The organism is Methanococcoides sp. NM1 (assembly GCF_900774285.1).
Classification (GTDB): Archaea; Halobacteriota; Methanosarcinia; order Methanosarcinales; family Methanosarcinaceae; genus Methanococcoides; species Methanococcoides vulcani.
Genome location: NZ_CAAGTW010000001.1, coordinates 276987 through 295420 on the forward strand (window position 1 = coordinate 276987; position 18434 = coordinate 295420).

At 43.6% G+C, this 18434-nt stretch carries 15 protein-coding genes; 11 read left to right on the top strand and 4 right to left on the bottom strand.

From position 1 onward, the window contains the following. Window positions 1-246: 246 nt before the first annotated feature. Together E7X56_RS01410 and E7X56_RS01415 are read right to left on the bottom strand one after the other, a co-directional pair. On the bottom strand, window positions 247-1077 hold the full coding sequence (locus E7X56_RS01410; protein WP_135604119.1) for a hypothetical protein: 831 nt from the start codon (window positions 1075-1077) through the stop codon (window positions 247-249). 174 nt (window positions 1078-1251) lie between these two features. After that, on the bottom strand, window positions 1252-1809 hold the full coding sequence (locus E7X56_RS01415) for a hypothetical protein (protein WP_135604121.1): 558 nt from the start codon (window positions 1807-1809) through the stop codon (window positions 1252-1254). Window positions 1810-2020: 211 nt separating this feature from the next. Between E7X56_RS01415 and E7X56_RS01420 the strand changes: the two genes are divergently transcribed. Together E7X56_RS01420 and E7X56_RS01425 are read left to right on the top strand one after the other, a co-directional pair. Then, window positions 2021-3871: an HD domain-containing protein gene (locus E7X56_RS01420; protein WP_135604123.1), complete on the top strand. Its 1851-nt coding sequence runs from the start codon at window positions 2021-2023 to the stop codon at window positions 3869-3871. Next, window positions 3868-4620: a tRNA (adenine-N1)-methyltransferase gene (locus tag E7X56_RS01425; protein WP_135604125.1), complete on the top strand. Its 753-nt coding sequence runs from the start codon at window positions 3868-3870 to the stop codon at window positions 4618-4620. The genes E7X56_RS01420 and E7X56_RS01425 overlap by 4 nt, the downstream gene beginning before the upstream one ends. A 7-nt stretch (window positions 4621-4627) precedes the next feature. Here E7X56_RS01425 and radB read toward each other — a convergent pair whose 3' ends face one another. Further along, the gene (gene radB, locus E7X56_RS01430; RefSeq protein ID WP_135604127.1) at window positions 4628-5296 is read right to left on the bottom strand and encodes a DNA repair and recombination protein RadB; all 669 of its coding nucleotides are present in this window, start codon (window positions 5294-5296) and stop codon (window positions 4628-4630) included. 392 nt (window positions 5297-5688) lie between these two features. Between radB and E7X56_RS01435 the strand changes: the two genes are divergently transcribed. The 6 genes from E7X56_RS01435 (at window position 5689) to E7X56_RS01460 (ending at window position 14947) form a co-directional block, all read left to right on the top strand. Beyond that, complete coding sequence (locus E7X56_RS01435) at window positions 5689-5940, top strand: glutaredoxin domain-containing protein (protein ID WP_135604326.1); 252 nt, start codon at window positions 5689-5691, stop codon at window positions 5938-5940. A gap of 109 nt (window positions 5941-6049) precedes the next feature. Then, a complete protein-coding gene (nrdD, locus tag E7X56_RS01440) occupies window positions 6050-8341 on the top strand; it encodes an anaerobic ribonucleoside-triphosphate reductase (protein WP_244603365.1) in 2292 nt (763 codons plus the stop codon). Between the two features lie 22 nt (window positions 8342-8363). Then, complete coding sequence (locus E7X56_RS01445) at window positions 8364-9149, top strand: anaerobic ribonucleoside-triphosphate reductase activating protein (protein WP_135604131.1); 786 nt, start codon at window positions 8364-8366, stop codon at window positions 9147-9149. A 68-nt stretch (window positions 9150-9217) separates the two neighbouring features. Continuing rightward, on the top strand, window positions 9218-10096 hold the full coding sequence (locus E7X56_RS01450) for a DUF4349 domain-containing protein (protein ID WP_135604133.1): 879 nt from the start codon (window positions 9218-9220) through the stop codon (window positions 10094-10096). Between the two features lie 50 nt (window positions 10097-10146). After that, a complete protein-coding gene (gene thiL / locus E7X56_RS01455; protein ID WP_135604135.1) occupies window positions 10147-11142 on the top strand; it encodes a thiamine-phosphate kinase in 996 nt (331 codons plus the stop codon). 25 nt (window positions 11143-11167) lie between these two features. After that, window positions 11168-14947, top strand: a complete 3780-nt coding sequence (locus tag E7X56_RS01460) for an S-layer protein domain-containing protein (protein WP_135604137.1) — start codon at window positions 11168-11170, stop codon at window positions 14945-14947. 189 nt (window positions 14948-15136) lie between these two features. Here the strand turns inward: E7X56_RS01460 and E7X56_RS01465 are convergent, their stop codons facing one another. Then, window positions 15137-15658, bottom strand: coding sequence for a helix-turn-helix domain-containing protein (locus tag E7X56_RS01465; RefSeq protein WP_135604328.1), 522 nt, complete (start codon window positions 15656-15658; stop codon window positions 15137-15139). A gap of 152 nt (window positions 15659-15810) precedes the next feature. On the opposite strand from E7X56_RS01465, the gene E7X56_RS01470 reads away from it, so the two are divergent. The 3 genes from E7X56_RS01470 to E7X56_RS01480 all read left to right on the top strand — a co-directional run bounded on the left by E7X56_RS01470 (window position 15811) and on the right by E7X56_RS01480 (window position 18430). Then, window positions 15811-16806: an ABC transporter substrate-binding protein gene (locus tag E7X56_RS01470; protein ID WP_244603356.1), complete on the top strand. Its 996-nt coding sequence runs from the start codon at window positions 15811-15813 to the stop codon at window positions 16804-16806. A gap of 77 nt (window positions 16807-16883) precedes the next feature. Then, the gene (locus E7X56_RS01475) at window positions 16884-17672 is read left to right on the top strand and encodes an ABC transporter permease (protein ID WP_135604139.1); all 789 of its coding nucleotides are present in this window, start codon (window positions 16884-16886) and stop codon (window positions 17670-17672) included. After that, entirely contained in the window at window positions 17672-18430 is a 759-nt protein-coding gene (locus E7X56_RS01480; RefSeq protein WP_135604141.1) for an ABC transporter ATP-binding protein, read from the top strand. The genes E7X56_RS01475 and E7X56_RS01480 overlap by 1 nt, the downstream gene beginning before the upstream one ends. Window positions 18431-18434: the final 4 nt, after the last annotated feature.

Genomic DNA, 18434 nt, shown 5'->3' on the forward strand with positions numbered 1-18434 from the left:
TCTATTGGAACGCAAACAGTAGGCTCAATACAAAAATTAACAGAATTTGAACAACATGGCGATGTACAGTAAAGTATGGGTAAAATTATTAAACTACTATAAAAATAATGTGGGGTTTGTGTAAAATTAGTTTGGTGGTGAAAATATATATGATTTACCACAAAACCCTTATTTATATATTACTATATGCCCAATTGTATAAATATGTTTGCATATATACAAACAAATTATGAATCTTATGGATATTTACTCTCTTGATTCGTATTTCCGGTTAATTTCATCCATGAAATCCTCATATTCTTTCTCTGCGATTTCAAGCAATCCCCGTTTCGATTTTATGGAATTATTGATATTTTCCACACGTTTTTTATAATCATTCAATTGCATATTGAAATATGTCCGAACCGAATTATCTATCATTTCATTCTTTAAATTGACTTCAATCTGTTTTATATCCTCTTCATAGCCTTCAATATTGGATTGCAAATTCTCGATGTCATTTTCATACAGCAAAACAGCATGTTTCTTTTCCATTTCTGCTTTTTCAATTTCTGATTTATGGAATTGTTGAATGTAGCCATCTCTTTGATAGTCTGAACTAATGTACAATCTCCACATTATTTTTAAATATTCAGCTTTACTTGATTTTATTTTAGCTTCATCATAATTTTCAGAAGTACCTAATTTATGACCCATCCATTGTTCTTTCAATTTAAAATCAACTTCTGAACCACAATCAGCCAATGTATTTGAAAAGAACCGCCTTAAATTATGGCTTCGGAATAAATCAAAGAATTTTTCATTCTCATCACTGTTTTGATTTTTCAACGTTGCTTTATCCGCAATCCTGCGGTAAATCTTAATACTTGTATTATCAGAAAGTTTCCTGAATTTTATATCAGCAGGAATTAATATAGGATTATCATTTTCATCTTTTTTTACTTTTCCATTCTCATCTTTCACTTCATATTTTTTGGAATAGCCATTTTCGGTTTCATTAATATAATCTAAAAATTCATCACCACGTAAGTTTTTAATGAACAATATATCATCGTCACTGTAAACTTTCCTTTTCAAATAGCTTTTATATTCTTTACTATCTTTTTCGCAGTCGGGTGCTTTATTTCGCCATTTTATGTATCTGCAAATTTCAAAACAACATTCGTCATTTAGCCAAGTGTGATGTTCAAAATTTGTTTTAGTTCTAATGATTTGTAATAAACAGATTTTATTTTCAGAATCATACCCTTTCTAAAATTGACCAACTGTAAGTTTCAACAAATCCACTTTGGTTATGCCAGATGATACTTGTGAGAGAATCATAGCCCTTGCTCTCAAATCTGCTTCTTTCATTGCTTTACGGATTTCAGAAGCTTCTAAAAAATAGATGTTTCTTTTGTCGGGATTTACGTTACTTAGGACATAATCAGTTCTATCAAATTGCACTCCAACATAATGATAAAAATTGAACACACCGTACATGTAATTCATAACGGTTTTTGGTTTGTATTTCTTGACCAGATATACAAAAAAATCATTTAAGTAATCATGAAGCATTTTATCATATTCGGCAATATCTCCATCTTTAGATTCATGCCTTGCTTCATCAGCCAATTGAGTAGGTGTGACGTTTTCCAATCCATAAAAATTGTTTCTTATATAGGTAAGATAATGAGCAAATCCTTTTTTGTAATTATTAATACATGAAACAGACATTTTCTTCTTATCTGGATTAAGCCTTTTTTTAAACCATTTGTTCAACGCTTTGTCGTCTTTCAGTTCATCAAATAAATTTTCTTCAAAACTCATTATAACCACCTGTTTATATGCTTAATCTATTAACTAGACTAATTTATAAACATGATTGTTCTCATGTGGACCACTTCATGACCTCTAATGGCACTTCCGGATAAAAAAGTATTCAATCTGTTCTTCTACTAAAGTGGTCGTTGAAGTGGTAGTATTTTTTGTGATCATCCTGACATTCTTTTTATATATTGTCTTTCCATATTATTGTCTGATGACAAAACCCAGGGTGGTCCATGACCCTGTTCACGGAACTATCATTCTATCCGAACTTGAACAGCTTCTGATCGATACTCCGCAGTTCCAGAGACTTCGCGGCATACAGCAACTAGGTCTTGCAGATGTCGTATTTCCCGGTGCTAACCATACACGCTTTGAACACAGCGTTGGTACCATGCACACAGCATCCCTTTTAGGTAATTATCTTGAACTTGGGGATGAGTCTGTACTGAAACTGAGGCTTGCAGGTCTTCTCCATGATGTTGGGCATTCTGCCTTTTCACATGCGGTGGAAAGTGTCCTCAAAAGAGACCCTGAGATCAGACCGAAAGTGAACGGCAAAGGCTTCCTTACACATGAGGCTTTCACAAAACACATTGTTTCAGAGGTCCTGCCGGGAATATCTGTGATTTCCCGATGGGTAAACGATGAGCTTGGCCAGGATCCATATGAATTCTTTTCCGAGATATCAAAGATCGCCACAGGTGATATTTCCATTGAAAAACCGTACCTTTCACAATTGATGTCCGGTGATATCGATGCAGACAGGATCGACTTTTTGCTCAGGGATTCATATCATACAGGTGTATCTCTGGGGCTAATCGATCTTGATCAGATCATACAATGCCTTTGTATCAGGGAAAACAATGTGGTCCTAGGTGATCCTGATGCCGGAAGTTTCGGTGAGGAAATGACACTTGCCGCAGCAGAGTCCATGCTTATTGCACGTTCCCATCATTACACTGCTATCATACACCATCCACGTACCCAGTCTGTAAGAGTGATGCTCCTGAATGCCCTGGAAAGCACTCTGTCGAAACTGAGGGGGCAGATGGGGGATGAAGCAGTAGCTGAAATGGTGGCAGAGTTCTTTACAAGTTACAACGATGCTGACCTGCTCGACCTCATCAGCAGGAATGGCGATGAGGCTGCAAGGAGCCTGTTGCGTGATATCCGTGATGGCAGGATATATGCTCCTGTGGCAAGGTTCAACCAGAAGACGCTCTCTCCCGGCACAAGGATGGCACTTTCCACGATCGCACATCATGGTGTGGCAACAAAGATGCTTGAGAGGGGGCTTGAGAAGGAATTAGGTGATGTGCTTGTGGACCTGAGCATTGCAACAGGTGTTCCAAAGACTGCCATGGTGATGGCAGGTGGTCATGAGAATTTCTTCTATGACGAATCTGCCCTTGCCAATGGGCTGGTACGTGCTATATCCAGGCAGATGTCACTGACAGCTTTCACTCATCCCGATGCAGCTATAGGTTCAGAGCTGGCTTCTGCACACCAGAAGATGCGTGATCTTGTGGATGACCTGTCCCCGAGGTTGCTGAACTTTATAAGGGGTGACCAGTATCTGCCAATCGAAGGTCTTATTCTTCTTCTTTATGCTATCCACAAGTTGTTCGAGGTCGAAAAGGATGGTTTCATCTCAATTCCGCGTATCAGGAACATCACCTGGCTATATCGGAATGTGGCGCTTTTCGGGGAGGACAGCAGGTTAAAATACCTGTTCGACTATGATTTCCACACAAGATACGGTTTCCCTTACAGCAACAAGGTCTATGAGGACATTCAGCTGCTGGTAGCCATGGGTATCGTGGACGAGGACCTGCGGTACTTTGAGAAGGATGGAAGGTTCAGGCAGCGTTATGAGTATGCGTTCACCGATGCAGGTGTGCAGTATGCTGCTTCGATCGTTGATTCCTATGGGCGTGAGTTCGGGCTGATAACCGAGTATCTTACAATGAACAAACATTCAATACCTCGTGATATTGTGACAATTCCTCTGGCAAGGTACCAAAGGGACAGGAAAAAAAGGACATCAGGTGCAAATAGATGAAATTAGGTGAAGTAGTGCTGTTAAAGACCAGCCACAGAGGAAAGACCAGGGAATTCATTACATCAGTATCTGATGAAAAGTTCCACACAGATTTTGGTATGATCGAGATGTCAGAGCTTCTGGAAAAAGAGGCTGGGGACACTGTGGTCTCCCACATGGGCCAAGAGTTCGTTATCCAGCTGCCAAGGATGCCGGATTTCTTCAGGCATGCAAAGCGCACCGGTGCACCTATCATGCCCAAGGATATCGGTATGATACTGGGCTATACTGGCATCAACAAGAACGACGTTGTGCTTGATGCGGGAACCGGGTCAGGTATCCTTGCCATGTATCTGGGTTCTATTGCAAAGAGGGTCCTGAGCTTTGAGATAAGGGAGGACTTCGTTGATGTGGCCCGTGAGAATATCCGTCGTGCAGGTCTGGACAATGTGGAAGTTCGCTGTGGCAATATCGTTGATGAGGTCGGAGGCCTTGACGAGAAGTTCAATGCGGTGATCCTTGATACCATTGATTCGGCAAGTGTTGTGCCTCATGTTCCTTCGATACTGGCCCCCGGTGGTTTCCTTGTTACCTATTCTCCATTCCTTGAGCAGACCGCGCAGATAAGAAAAGCGATAGATGAAGCTGATTTCTTCGAGGTAAGGACAATTGAGTGCATTGAGCGTGCCATGTCCTTCTCAGATCGCGGCACACGTCCTTCTACTTCAAGGGTCGGGCACACCGGTTATATTACCATTGCAAGAATGTAAAAAGATATTATCTGACACCATCTGCGGTTATGGTGAATTCGCAGGTGGTACCTTCGGGACGGGATCGATGTTTCCAGAGCTTTGCGCGTCGTCTGCCGGTACCTGTTCTCTCAAGCTGGACGATCGTCTTGGAGATGTGTTCAAGACCAGTACCTCCTATGGGTTTGAGCGTATTGGTATTGATGTCTGAGTATACCTGGTTGGTTATTACCACTACGATGCCCCGTTTACGCGCAAGGCTGTGAAGGAATCCGATCTGGTTCGAGAGCTCTCTTCTTGTCCTGATGCTTGAATCGTTATCGTCCAGTTCGAACCGGTAGTATGCGGTAGCAGAATCCACTATGATAAGGCCGATGTTCTCTGTGCTTATTTTTTCAGTTTCCCTTACTGCAGAATACTGCTCTTCAAAAGTATGGGGTTCGAAGATGATTATGTCCTGTGCGATCTCTTTGGCATTCTCTCCGGCTATTTGCCTGAACCTGTCGGCAGAGATCCCTTCTGTATCAATGAAGATCGCTTTTTTCCCGTTCTTAACACATTCAACAGCAAGCTGGAGGCATATGTTCGTTTTTCCACTGCCTGCTTCTCCGAATATCTGGGTAACCACTCCTGCTTCGAATCCGCCTCCCAGAAGTTCATCTATGGGCTGGCAGCCTGATGCTAGCTGTTTGTTTATTTTCTACACCTCTGCTCGTGGGATGTATCTGGTATTATGGAATTTATGATATACATCTTTTGGCAAAGGGCATTTGTCTGGTTGGTCTGATTTAATTGGTATCTATATTGGTAACAATCATGGTTCTGAATTTCTCATTATAATGATGATACGTTTGGACATTTGTTATCATATCTGTTATCATATATGTTACCCTCTATGTTACATTGTATTCAGTTGTAGGTGTAAAAAGCATTATTAACTGAGAACGCCATACTATTGGTTTACTCATGTAGAGGTCTTTCCCGCATTATACCGGGGCTACTGAATGCGATTATTATTTTTCAGTTGCTGTGGGGGTTTGTGTGATGGGTCTCTTGCTTATGTTTAAAGATCAAATGGATGGAAGAAATATGCCTGGTGTTATTATCTATACAACGGAAACATGCCCGAAATGTGTACAGCTGAAGAAGGTATTAAAAGCAAACGACGTGGCTTTCACTGAGGCGGACATGTCAACTCCTGAATCATTGACAGAGTTGCGCGTCAACGGAGTGTTCACTGTTACAGCTCCGGTGTTACAGATAGACGAGGATTTCCTGACATATGACGAGCTCTTTAACAGCGAAGGCGTGAATCTCGATTCACTAAATGATATATTATGAGGGAAGTGATCATTTGTTATCTGATACAAAGCTTATCGATGATCCCGAAGGGGAAATAGAAGTGGGTACAAAGGAACAGACGCATGATGCAGATAAGCAGGGAGCTGAGATGATGCCTCTCACCGAGCCGCAGTCGATGCAGCAGACACTTGACGGTCAGCTGATCTCAACAATGCCAAAAGTCCGAACAACCGATGGTCATATGGTGAGCTGGGATCGCAATATCGTAGTGAACCAGCTATTGAAGGAAACTGCACTGAGCGAGTGGTACCATAACATCGATTCCATCACAAAAGAGGAAGCGCATGATATTGCCAGGGAGACCGAGAAGCGTATCCGCAGCATGAACATCAGGTTCCTCTCAGGTCCGCTTATCAGGGAACTTGTAAATATGATCCTGCTGGAGCGCGGACACCTTGAATGGCGTAATGTTTCCACAAGGGTAGGTTCTCCTGTTTTCGATGCATGTGAGATCGACCAGGGTTCAGGTTTTGAGGCCAATGAGAATGCCAACCTGCAGGAAAATGCTGAAACTTCCCACAAGAAGAAAGCTGATAAGATCTCAAAGGAACAGTACCTGCTGTTGCTTCCACCAAAGATCGCAGATCTTCACCTGAACGGTGACCTGCATATCCATGACCTTGAGTACTTTGGTACCCGTGCTTTCTGCCAGGACTGGGATCTCAGGTATTTCTTCTACTATGGATTGATGCCTGATGGATCAGGTGCAAAAGCAAGCGTGGCAGGACCTTCCATGAAAGCAGAGGTTGCCATGTTGCATGCGGTCAAGGCTCTTGGAAGCGCCCAGACCAACTTTGCGGGTGGACAGGGCTTCTACAATTTCCTTACTTTCTGTGCTCCATATTTCGAAGGTAAATCATACAAAGAAATCGAACAGCTTATGCAGATGTTCGTCTATGAGATGACACAGATGATGGTGGCCCGCGGTGGTCAGCTTGTGTTCTCTTCAGTACAGCTGTCCCCCGGTGTCCCGAAGATGTGGAGGGACAAGCCTGCGGTCTACAAGGGACGTGTCTGGGATGGTAACAATGGTACCGACAGGCGTGTCTATGGTGACTATGAGCGTGAGGTAAGGCTGGGATTCAAGGCACTTATGAACGTCATGCTGGAAGGCGACTACTGGGGCAAACCATTCAACTTCCCTAAGCCGGAAATTTCCATCGAGCCTGATTTCATGGTAGAGGATGAGATGTTCAACCGTGCAAATCCGGACCTTCCAACCTATGATGAACTGTACACCATGACCTTTGAACTGACCGCAAAATACGGAACCCCGTACTTTGACAACCAGCTTCCTGAATACAGGGGTGCCGGAGAAGGCATATCCTGTTACCAGTGCTGTGCCTACCAGTTCTCAGCAAATCCAGACGATGATGATGAGTTCGATGATAAGATGTACTTCAAGGAAGGAAAACATTTCTCAATGGGTTCCTGGCAGGTAGTTTCATTGAACTGTCCAAGAGCTGCATATGAGGCAGATGGTGATGACCAGAAACTGTTTGCTCACCTGAAGCACCTTATGGATGAGGCAATGGAAGTGTTCCAGACCAAGGTCAAATGGGTGACGCCAATCATCGAAAATGGAAGGATGCCATTTGCAACACAGCAGCCAAAGGATCCGATAACCGGTAAGAAAGGCGCAATTGCTGTAGATATAGGTTCCCTTGTGTTCACCATCGGTGTTATAGGTATTAATGAGATGGTCCAGTACCACACAGGCTCCCAGATGCATCAATCGAAATCTGCATTTAAGGTTGCTGTGCGTGCTATGGCCGAGATGGAGGTGTATGGAAGGGAACTTTCCAAGAAATATGGCATGGAGATCGCTCTTGCAAGGACTCCTGCAGAGACCACCGGTCAGAGGTTCGCAGTCTCTGATATGCTGCATGAGGAATACAGTGAAAAGGTACTGTCCGTTGCAAAAGGTGATGTGAACGCAGCAGTAGAGGATATAAAGAATACTCACGACCTGCCGGTCTATTATACCAACGGTACTCACGTACCACCTGGAGCAGACATATCCCTGGTAGACAGGATCAACATCGAACATGTGTTCTTCCCTATCGTTGACGGCGGGGATATCATGCACATCTGGATGGGTGAGGGTTCACCTGATGCAAAGGGCCTGAAGGATTTTGCAATGAACATTGCAAGGAACACCCAGGTAGGATACTTTGCGTTTACCAAGGACATGACAGTCTGCATGGACGATTGTCACATGATGGCAGGCCTCAAGGACACATGTGAGAACTGTGGATCCAATAATGTTGAACAGCTTTCAAGGGTTACCGGATACATCCAGGCCGTCGGTGGCTGGAATGCTGCAAAAAAGCAGGAACTGGAAGACCGTAAGCGCTACGCTTCAGCTGATATGATCTGATGTACCGGACGTTTGGTATCTGATGAAGGTGAATTTTGGGGAGATCATCCCCATTTCAACCGTTGACTGGCACGGAAAAGCGTCAGTCGTTATTTTTTTACGCAGCTGTCCGTACAGGTGTCCCTATTGCCAGAACTATGAGATCCTTACAGGTTCTGATATGCTGGATGCAAAGGAACTTGAGAAAAAGATAGATTCTTCCTCTCTCTTTGTTAGTAGCGTTGTGTTCTCAGGCGGTGAACCTCTTGTCCAAAAGAAAGCCGTAATGCACCTTGCTGCCTATGCAAAGAAAAAAGGGCTGCTTGTGGGAGTTCATACGAACGGCTACTATCCGGAAGTGGTGGAAGAACTGATCGATGCAGGTCTTGTGGACAAGTTCTTCATTGATGTCAAGGCCCCTCTGGACGATCCTGTGATGTATGGCAAGGCTATCGGATTTGGTGATGATGCTATTGTTCCTGAGCCTGCGGACGTTGTTGATAAGGTAAAGCAGACAATATCCATTGTCACGGACAGGTCTATGGAATATGAGCTGCGTACCACTGCGATACGTGGTTTTATTGGGGATTCGGAAGATATTGCAGCGATCGCAAGTTCCATTGTTCCGTATATTTCTATCTCGAATGCTCCTTATGTTATCCAGCAGGGTCAGCCTGCCCATTCAATGAGGGAAGACCTGCGTGATATTTCGCCTTTCTCTCATGATGAGATGCTTGAACTTGCGAAACGTGCTCATGAATTTGTTGAGAATGTATGGGTCAGGACAAAAGAAGGTGGCAACGAGCAGGTTAACTTCGAATCCATTTGAAGTTTAAGTAAAAACTTTATATGTTCGCGGTGTAGCTCTTCTTATATATTTATAAGGAGCGTATCAACATGAAGCGAACATATCCATTACTATTTATTTTTCTGCTTACTTGCGTTATTGCAGCAGGATGCCTGTCAACGGACAGCAACACTCAGTCCTACGCACCACAGGAAGACAGTTTTTCCTTTGGAAACAAGATGGCCGAAATGGCTGCCGATGAAGCCTGGGATGTTTCGAATGATATGTTATTCGATGTGGCAGACAGTGGCGAAGCCACAGGAAGCAGCATAACGCGCAAGGTGATAACTACTTCTGATGTTTCCCTTGAGGTAAAAAATGCTTCAGAAGCCGTTGATTCAATTGGTACTATAGCATCTGAATACGATGGCTATGTTTCCTCTTCATCTGTCTATGATACTTATTACGGGGATAGTGAGAGCATGTCCGGATACATCTCCATACGTGTTCCGGCAGCTGAACATGATACTGTACTTGACAGGGTCGAAGCTCTCGGGAAAGTGACCTCAAAAAGTACCAGTGGTGTCGATGTGACCGAGGAGTACATCGATGTGGAGGCACGCCTGTCGAACCTTGAAAAGCAGGAGCTGCGTCTTCAGGAGATCCTTGATATGGCTACCACTGTGGAAGAGGTCCTGGATGTGGAAAAGGAACTTGGCCGTGTTCGCGGGGAGATCGAAAGCCTGACAGGCCGGCTCAATTATCTTAAGGACAGGGTGGAGTTCTCCACTATCACTGTCAGTGTCACTGAGCCTCGCAACATAACCCATTCATGGGGACTTCGGGATGCTCTATCCGATTCCGTGCGTGGCTTTATAGCCAGCGTCAATGGTATCATCGTCTTTATTGGATTTGCTCTTCCAATAGTGATATTCGTGACCATTGTCGGCAGTGTGGTTATCTTCGTTAAGAGAAGGGTCTGGAGATGACCTTTCTTTTTACCACATTGCTAATAAATCTTAAAACTATAAGGTATCCCATGGATAGGTCCGATCTTATTTCCGGCATAGCTGAACGTGAACTTGTTTCCAGGCTATGCGGTATCTTTAGGCATCAGGAAGACGAGTGCATCATGGCTGGTGCAGGCAAGGATGATTGTGCTGTCCTGGATGTTTCGCATGAGGAATGCATGGTCATTACAACGGACATGCTTCATCGAAAGACCGATTTTCCTGCTGTTATGACTCCCTGGCAGATCGGCTGGATGTCTGCCGCAGTAAACCTGAGCGATGTGGCATCCATGGGAGCAAAGCCTGTGGGTTTCCTTTCCGCTCTCGGGGTCACGGAAGATATGCAACTTGGATATGCCGAGGACATTGCCCGTGGGATGGATGCCTGTGTAAAGTTCTGTGATACATCGGTCATCGGTGGTGATATCGATCTTCACGATGAGCTGACCATAACAGGAACTGCCCTCGGGATGGTAAAAAAAGAACACCTTTTAAGAAGAAGCGGTGCAAAGCCGGGGGACCTAGTCTGTGTGACAGGCAACGCAGGTTCTGCAGGTGCTGCACTACTGGCGATCCAGCACGGTCTGGATGTAAGCGATGATCTGCTGAATACATTACTTGAGCCGGTTCCCCGAACAGATGAGGGACAAAAGCTTGCAAAGACCGGTGCGGTAACTTCTATGATGGATACAAGTGACGGACTTGCAATATCGCTTTACGATCTCATGGATGCCAATGGCACCGGTTTCAGGATATATGAGGACCAGTTCCCGATAGGTGATGAGGTCCGCTCTCTTTTCGGCCATGATGATGCTCTTGAACTTGCTCTTTACACAGGGGGAGATTTCGAATTGCTGTTCACGATCTCACCTTCGATGCTGGAAGCCGCGAAATCCGTTTGTTATTTAAATGTTGTAGGCAAAGTTACTGATGACACTTTAATAACTATGATGAACAGAGGGGATACAGAGGTTTCGATATATCGAAAAGGTTATGTACATTTGGGAAGATTTGATAACTTATGATCATATAATATTCGGAGAACTAACTATGAATAAAGGTTTAAAATTATTATTAATGAGTTTGCTCATTGTTGGGATGAGCTGTGGGGTGGCGATGGCTGCTGCTCCTGAAAGTGTCAGTGGTCTAGGGACTGATGGAATTGGGGAGGATTGGGTTTTGTGGAGTTGGACTAATCCATCAACTGATTTTGACCATGTTGAAATCTATATCAATGATGTTTTTGAATTAAATGAAACTGGTAATTCTTACAATGACACAGGTCTTACTCCAAGTACTCTTTATACAATCAGTACTCGAACCTCAGATGCTTCAGGTAACGTAAATGCTACTTGGGTAAATTTGTCTGTTACTACAAATAGTCCGGTTGATACTGAAGCTCCTGAAAGTGTCAGTGGTCTTGGGACTGATGGAATTGGGGAGGATTGGGTTTTGTGGAGTTGGACTAATCCATCAACTGATTTTGACCATGTTGAAATCTATGTCAATGATGTTTTTGAATTAAATACAACTGCTAATTCCTACAATGACACAGGTCTTACTCCAAGTACTTCTTATACTATCAGTACTCGAACCTCCGATGGTTCAGGTAATGTAAATTCTACTTGGGTGAACTTGTCTGTTTCTACAAATGGTCCTGCTGACAATGAAGCTCCTGAAAGTGTGACAGGTCTTGATGGTACTCCTAGTGATCGCTGGATACTTTGGGAGTGGACTAATCCCTCAACTGATTTTGACCATGTTGAAATTTATATCAATGATGTCTTTGAATTAAATACAACTGCTAATTCTTACAATGACACTGGTCTTACTCCAAGTACACCTTATACTATCAGTACTCGAACCTCAGATAGTTCAGGTAACGTTAATTCTACTTGGGTTAATTATACATTAACAACTTCTTCAGATTCAAGTGGCCCAGGTCCAGTGGAAGACCTATCTGCTTCAGAATCAAATATTGGATCAACATGGATAAAATGGACTTGGACTGATCCAGCAGATTCTGACTTTGATTATGTCAAAATTTATATTGATGATGTTTTTGAAACGAATGTAAGTAAAGGTACAGAATATTATAATGCTACAGGTTTGGATTCTGAGACTGAATATACTATCAAAGTAAGAACAGTTGATACCAGCAATAATGAGGGTAGTGATGAAACTGACAAGGCAAGCACAGTATCATTAACCTATTTTTCAGGTGATCGTATTTGGGATAAAGATGAAAATCAATCCACCACTTATACTTGGGATTTCCGGAGCTTTTCTGGATTCTACTATGACCTTGATACAGACGAAGGTTCTGAATCAATGACCATCAAAGACATAGGCAAGAATATAGACAAAGGCTATCTCACATATCTAACAGAGGCTTTTGAAACAGATTTTGAGAATAATAACAGATGGAATAAATATGAGGTCATCGGTTTCATGGCAGAGAAGTACTTTGCCGGTTATCCTGCTGATGCATTTAATACTAACACTGATCGTGTTAGCCTGATGTCTGAAGGAATGCTTTCAAAGGTCCTGATCGATGATGATGACAAGAAATCTGTCTATACAGGTGCAGGACTCGTACTTGAAGATGGATATGTTTTGAATATCATAGAAGTCGACATAAACGGCGATCGAGTATACGTCAAGCTATCAAAGGATGGCGATGAGGTCGATGAGGGTATCCTTTCCTCAGGTTCCACATACATCTATGAGAAAGATCTTGGTGATGTTGATGATGTCCCTATAATTGCTGTTTACTTTAAAGAGATCTTTAGTGGAATTGAAACTAATGCTGTTTTTGTTGAAGGTATGTTCCAGATCTCCGATGAATATCTGGAGATAGATGAAGGCGATGACTTTGGAGATATGACAATAGATAACATTGGTCCTGATTCTATTGAAATGGAGAATGACAGGGACATTTCCCTTGGCAAAGGCGATATTGTTGACATAATGGGTAAATTGAAGATCATTGTTGCAGACAGCGGTACTTTGAGATTTGCACCGTTTGTGGACATGTCTGAACCCGGAACCTACGAACTCAGGGGTACTGTTGTGGAGAACGGAGGCTTTAAATGGACTCCGCTGAACTTTGAAGGCTTCTATTATAATATCGATGAAGGCATAGGTACCGAATCACTTGAAGTGCTGGGTCTTACCGGAAGCAAGATCGAAGAAGGTAATCTGACTTATACAACAAGACCTGATAACGTTTCTTTTGAATATAGTGATTGGGGTGAATACGAAGTCATTGGTTTTATGGCAGAGAAGTACTTTGCCGGTTATCCTGATGATGCCTTTGAACCTGGCTTTGATGATGTTAGTCTTATGTCTGAGGGAATGCTTTCAAAGGTCCTGATCGATGATGATGACAAGAAGTCCGTGTATGGTGGATCATCCTTGATTCTGGAAGAGGGTTATGCACTGGATATCCTTGAGGTTGACATAAATGGTGAAAAGGTCTTTGTGGAACTCAATAAAGATGGGGACCGCGTAGACTCTACGATTCTGTCTTCAGGAACTCCTTACATTTATGACAAGGACCTGGGAGATGCTGAAGATGTGCCTATAATTGTCATCAATTTCGATGAGATCTTCAGTGGAAGGGAGTCAACAGCTGTATTTGTTGAAGGTATTTTCCAGATATCAGAAGACTATCTTGAAATTGAAGAAGGCGATGACTTCGATGAAATGACAGTATCTGATATTAATTCTAACTTGATCGAAATGGAGAACGAAGATGACATCACTCTCTCCGATGGAGACGAGATCGAGATCATGGGCGATATTCAGTTCAAGGTCGCAGATTCTTCAGATGTCCGCTACTACCCATTCGTCGAGATAACAGTTGAACCATCCGAAGCCCTTGATGTTGAAGTTGATCCTAAGGTGGTCGTTGAAGGCGATGAGATCACTGTAACTGTTCTATCACGTGGTTCCCTGATCAACGACGCAACCGTCAAAGCAGGAAGCATTGTGCTTGGAACTACAGATGAGGAAGGAGTTGTAGAATACAAGTTCTTCTCTGATGGCACCTACACCATAACTGCTGAAAAAGACGGTTATGCTACCGGAACTGCTGAACTCGAGGTAATATCACCTGATGACCTGAGCAGGAAGATGAGCATCGAGTTATCTCCTGAGGTCATCTATGAGGGCAACCTTGTGACATTCACCATTGTGAAAGCCATCGGTGGCGAGCCAATGGACGATGTGAGACTTTCCCTTGATGGTAAGACCATCGGGCAGACCGGCAGCGATGGTGTTGTGACAGATGTCCTTACAGAGACAGGCATGCACAAGTTAATTGCTGAGAAGGACGGTTTCCTGAATGCTGAACTGAACATTGAGGTCAAGGAAATGCAGGCAAAGTTCGAGTTCAGTGATCTTGTGCTTGATCCTATTGAGGTCAGGTCCGGCAAGGATGTGGAGATCACGTTAAATGCTGTGAACAACGGTAATGCAGAAGGCAGTTACACAGTTGAACTGATGGTTAACAACAACGTGACTGATACACAGGAGATCTCTCTTGGTGTCAACGAAACCACAGAGGTCACGTTCGAATACACTTCAGGAGAACCTGGTAGCTATCTTGTGAAAGTTGGAGGAATGACTGCAACTCTCGAAGTAGTTGAAGGCGTAAGTACGATACTTTACCTGCTTGGCGGTTTAGCGGTAGCAGTTCTTGGTGGTGCAGCATATCTGTTCACAGCAGGTGGCTGGACGATCGAAACTGCAGGACCGAAAGCAAGTGAGGCAATGGCTGCACTTTCTGAGAAGATATCCAACATGCTCTCAAGAGGTAAGGAATAATTGAATTCGGACCAGGTGGTCCGGTAAGCTGCCGGCAGAAATATTGGCTGGCAGCATCTTTTTTTTAATTTTTACTTTATTTTTACTATGTCTATGCGGTATTTATTCTATATTTACAGACCTATGGGTGGTCGAATGGTCAAATTCTCGATCCATCTGTAATTAAAATAAGAAATAGTGAAAGATCGCTCATTCGATCTTACGTGCAACTGTTTCGATAGCCTCTACAAGACTGTTCTTTGGCATGATGGTTGCAACAGGTATGCGAATTATCTTTTCAATAGTTGTGCTGACGATAGGTGCACACACAAGTGCTTTGGCACCTTCCCTTTCGGCACGCACGGCAGCGATGATGGCTTCTTCCATTGATGTAGCGGAGTATTCCCTGATCGTGCAAAGGGTGCCGGAGATCTTTCTCTTTGTCTCACTGATATTGTCCAGCACAGGGCGTGCAGCGATGACAGCAATGAAATCTCCTTTTTCGGAACCTTCGATCGTTCGGATGGTCTTCACTATCTGGCGAAGTGTTCTCATATTCGGTTCCCTGTTCCCCGACATTAGCTTATAAAGGGTGCTTGGGGGAATATTTGCATATTCTGAGAACTCGATTGCTGTGAGCTCAAGGTCTTCTTTTATGACTTTCAAAAGTGTGTTCTGAAAAGCCTCATCTGATTCAAAAGCAGCATCAATAACCTTATTTGCAACGCTAATATTCACTCCTCCGCTACACTCCGATTTCCATAAAGGATATCTTTCACTTCGTATTAATACTTTTAGGACATAATACGGGCATATGTGGTAAGATATAAATAGGTCATTTGGACGAAATGTAATAATACTAAGATTAACCAGGAGGTTTTTATGTGAAAATCACAACAATTACATTCATTTCTATCATGCTGGTTGCAGCGGTATTCCTGTCCGGATGTACTTCTGCACCTGAAGAAGAAGCCGCGATGACAGAGATCAACATTGGCTATCAGCCAAGCACACACCAGATTGCTCATATGACAGCTATGGAGAAAGGCTGGTGGGCTGAAGACCTTGCACCATTTGGTATTGAGACCGTGAACGAGTTCGAGTTCCCGACCGGTGCTCCTGAGATGCAGGCAATGCTTGCAGGTGATCTCGATGTAGCTTATGTTGGTGCAGCTCCTGTGATGACCGCATTGGCTTCCGGTCTGGATGCCAAGATCGTTGCAGCAGTTAACACACAGGGATCCGACCTTGTGCTGAGACCTGAAGTACCTTATGAGGGTCCTGAGGATCTTAAAGGACTGAAGATCGCAACATTCCCTCCGGGAACCATTCAGGACACACTTTTGAAGAACTGGCTTATTGAGAACGGTCTTGATCCTGAGAATGATCTCGAAATAGTGGCTATGGGTCCGGGAGATGCCAAAGCAGCTATTGCAGCAGATCAGGTAGATGGTGTATTCCTGCCGCATCCTGCTCCAACTTTCATTGAAGCAGAAGGAAATGGTCGTTCTGTCCTTGCATCAGGCGAGATCATGCCGGACCATCCATGCTGTGTACTGGTGGTAAGTGGTGACCTTATCAGGAACAACCCTGAAATGGTCGAACAGATCGTTATGACACACATCAAGGCTGCTGAATATGATTCTGCAAATATCGAAGAAGCTGCTGAAACATATGGAACCAAGCTTACTGCTGATCCAGAGATCGTTCTTAAGTCCCTTGAAGAATGGGATGGTGTCTGGTCTGCAGATCCACGTCCGCTTGTAAATTCAACAGTAGAATATGCAAACATACAGTACGAACTTGGCTACATCTCAACAGAGCTTACAGCAGAGGATATCTTCGATGTGAGCTTCTATGAAACTGTATCTGAGGAATAAATAGAAACATACATTAATGAACAGAATGTATATGTGCCGGACCTGAGGGATAATCCCCTCAGTTGTCCGGAGGCAACATGAGCAAAGACAGCGCAAAAGGACTTTCAGGTAGGGGCATTGAACTACTTTCCCTTGCTACTGCTATTATTATCTGGCAATTGGTAGCAGCTCATATAGTTGCTGATAAATTTTTGCTTCCAAGCTTTACTGACGTTCTGTTTGCTTTTTTTAGGATTGTTGAGACCGGAGCATTATTCACTGATCTTTCTATAAGCCTGTTGCATTTTGGGATCGGTATCATTTCAGCTTTAGTGATAGGAATTCCCATCGGTGTATCAATGGGCTGGTTTAAGACCGCGAATCGTGCTTTTGATCCCATCATTGAAATAATAAGGCCCATTCCGCCTCTTGCATGGATACCTTTTGCCATCATATGGTTCGGACTTACACATATTTCTGCAGGATTTGTAGTATTTGTAGGTGCTGTTTTCCCGATAATCATCAATACATTCGATGGCTTTAAAAGCGTTCCAAAAATCTATGTGGAGGCTGCAAAAGTTCTTGGTTGTATGAAAAGCGTCCCTCTTATCCGTCATGTTGCTTTCCCCTCAGCATTGCCTTCAATTGCGTCTGGTATTCGCATAGCGATGGGAGTTGGATGGATGTGTCTTGTAGCTGCGGAAATGTTTGGAGTGAGCAGCAGTGGTCTTGGTTACAAGATCTGGTGGCATTATTACCTGCACCAGATGGACTTTGTACTCGTTTACATGCTGATCCTTGGTTTCCTAGGTCTTTTGATCGACAGGATATTCAGGTGGTATGTGGATGGTCACCTCCTTAAATGGCGTGCAGGGGTCGTGGTATAATGGGTGAAGTAAAAGTATCCGATGTTTCACTGGCATTTGAAAAGGAAAATGGTGACTCCACTCTTGCACTGGATAATGTAAGCCTTGATATCAAGGACAAGGAATTCATTTGTTTCATCGGACCTTCCGGCTGTGGAAAGACAACACTTCTGAGGACCATTGCGGGGCTTGAAACACCGGATTCAGGTGATATCACCCTTGACGGCGAAAGGATCACAGTTCCTGATTCCAAGAGAGGTATGGTATTTCAGGAGTATTCATTGTTCCCCTGGAGTACGGTTATCCAGAACATCACATTCGGCCCCCGGATGCAGGGGATGAGCAAAACCGAGTCTCTTGAGAGGGCGGAAAAATACCTGAAACTTGTTGGTCTTGAACAGTTCAGGAACAGCTATCCTTATGAACTCTCAGGTGGAATGCGTCAGAGAGTTGCAATTGCACGTGCTCTTGCAAATGAACCAAAGGTACTTCTCATGGATGAACCGTTCGGTGCACTGGATGCACAGACGAGGAACACTTTGCAGAACGAACTTCTCGATGTATGGGCAAAAAATCAGATCACGATTGTATTTGTTACCCACAGTGTGGATGAGGCCGTATTCCTTGCAGACAAGATCGTTGTTATGACCGCAAGGCCAGGCAAGATCAAAAAGGTCATAAATGTGGAACTTCCACGACCTCGTGACAGGACAAGTTCTGAAGCAAACGAATTGCGTCATAACCTTCTTGGGATGCTGGCAGAGGAAAGACGTAACTGATGCT

What these genes read in the sequence shown, in the direction of transcription:
- E7X56_RS01415 (WP_135604121.1), bottom strand. Translation starts at nt 1,809, where the DNA reads ATGAGTTTTGAAGAAAATTTATTTGATGAACTGAAAGACGACAAAGCG.
- E7X56_RS01420 (WP_135604123.1), top strand. Translation starts at nt 2,021, where the DNA reads ATGACAAAACCCAGGGTGGTCCATGACCCTGTTCACGGAACTATCATT.
- E7X56_RS01425 (WP_135604125.1), top strand. Translation starts at nt 3,868, where the DNA reads ATGAAATTAGGTGAAGTAGTGCTGTTAAAGACCAGCCACAGAGGAAAG.
- E7X56_RS01435 (WP_135604326.1), top strand. Translation starts at nt 5,689, where the DNA reads ATGCCTGGTGTTATTATCTATACAACGGAAACATGCCCGAAATGTGTA.
- nrdD (WP_244603365.1), top strand. Translation starts at nt 6,050, where the DNA reads ATGATGCCTCTCACCGAGCCGCAGTCGATGCAGCAGACACTTGACGGT.
- E7X56_RS01445 (WP_135604131.1), top strand. Translation starts at nt 8,364, where the DNA reads ATGAAGGTGAATTTTGGGGAGATCATCCCCATTTCAACCGTTGACTGG.
- E7X56_RS01450 (WP_135604133.1), top strand. Translation starts at nt 9,218, where the DNA reads ATGAAGCGAACATATCCATTACTATTTATTTTTCTGCTTACTTGCGTT.
- thiL (WP_135604135.1), top strand. Translation starts at nt 10,147, where the DNA reads ATGGATAGGTCCGATCTTATTTCCGGCATAGCTGAACGTGAACTTGTT.
- E7X56_RS01460 (WP_135604137.1), top strand. Translation starts at nt 11,168, where the DNA reads ATGAATAAAGGTTTAAAATTATTATTAATGAGTTTGCTCATTGTTGGG.
- E7X56_RS01475 (WP_135604139.1), top strand. Translation starts at nt 16,884, where the DNA reads ATGAGCAAAGACAGCGCAAAAGGACTTTCAGGTAGGGGCATTGAACTA.
- E7X56_RS01480 (WP_135604141.1), top strand. Translation starts at nt 17,672, where the DNA reads ATGGGTGAAGTAAAAGTATCCGATGTTTCACTGGCATTTGAAAAGGAA.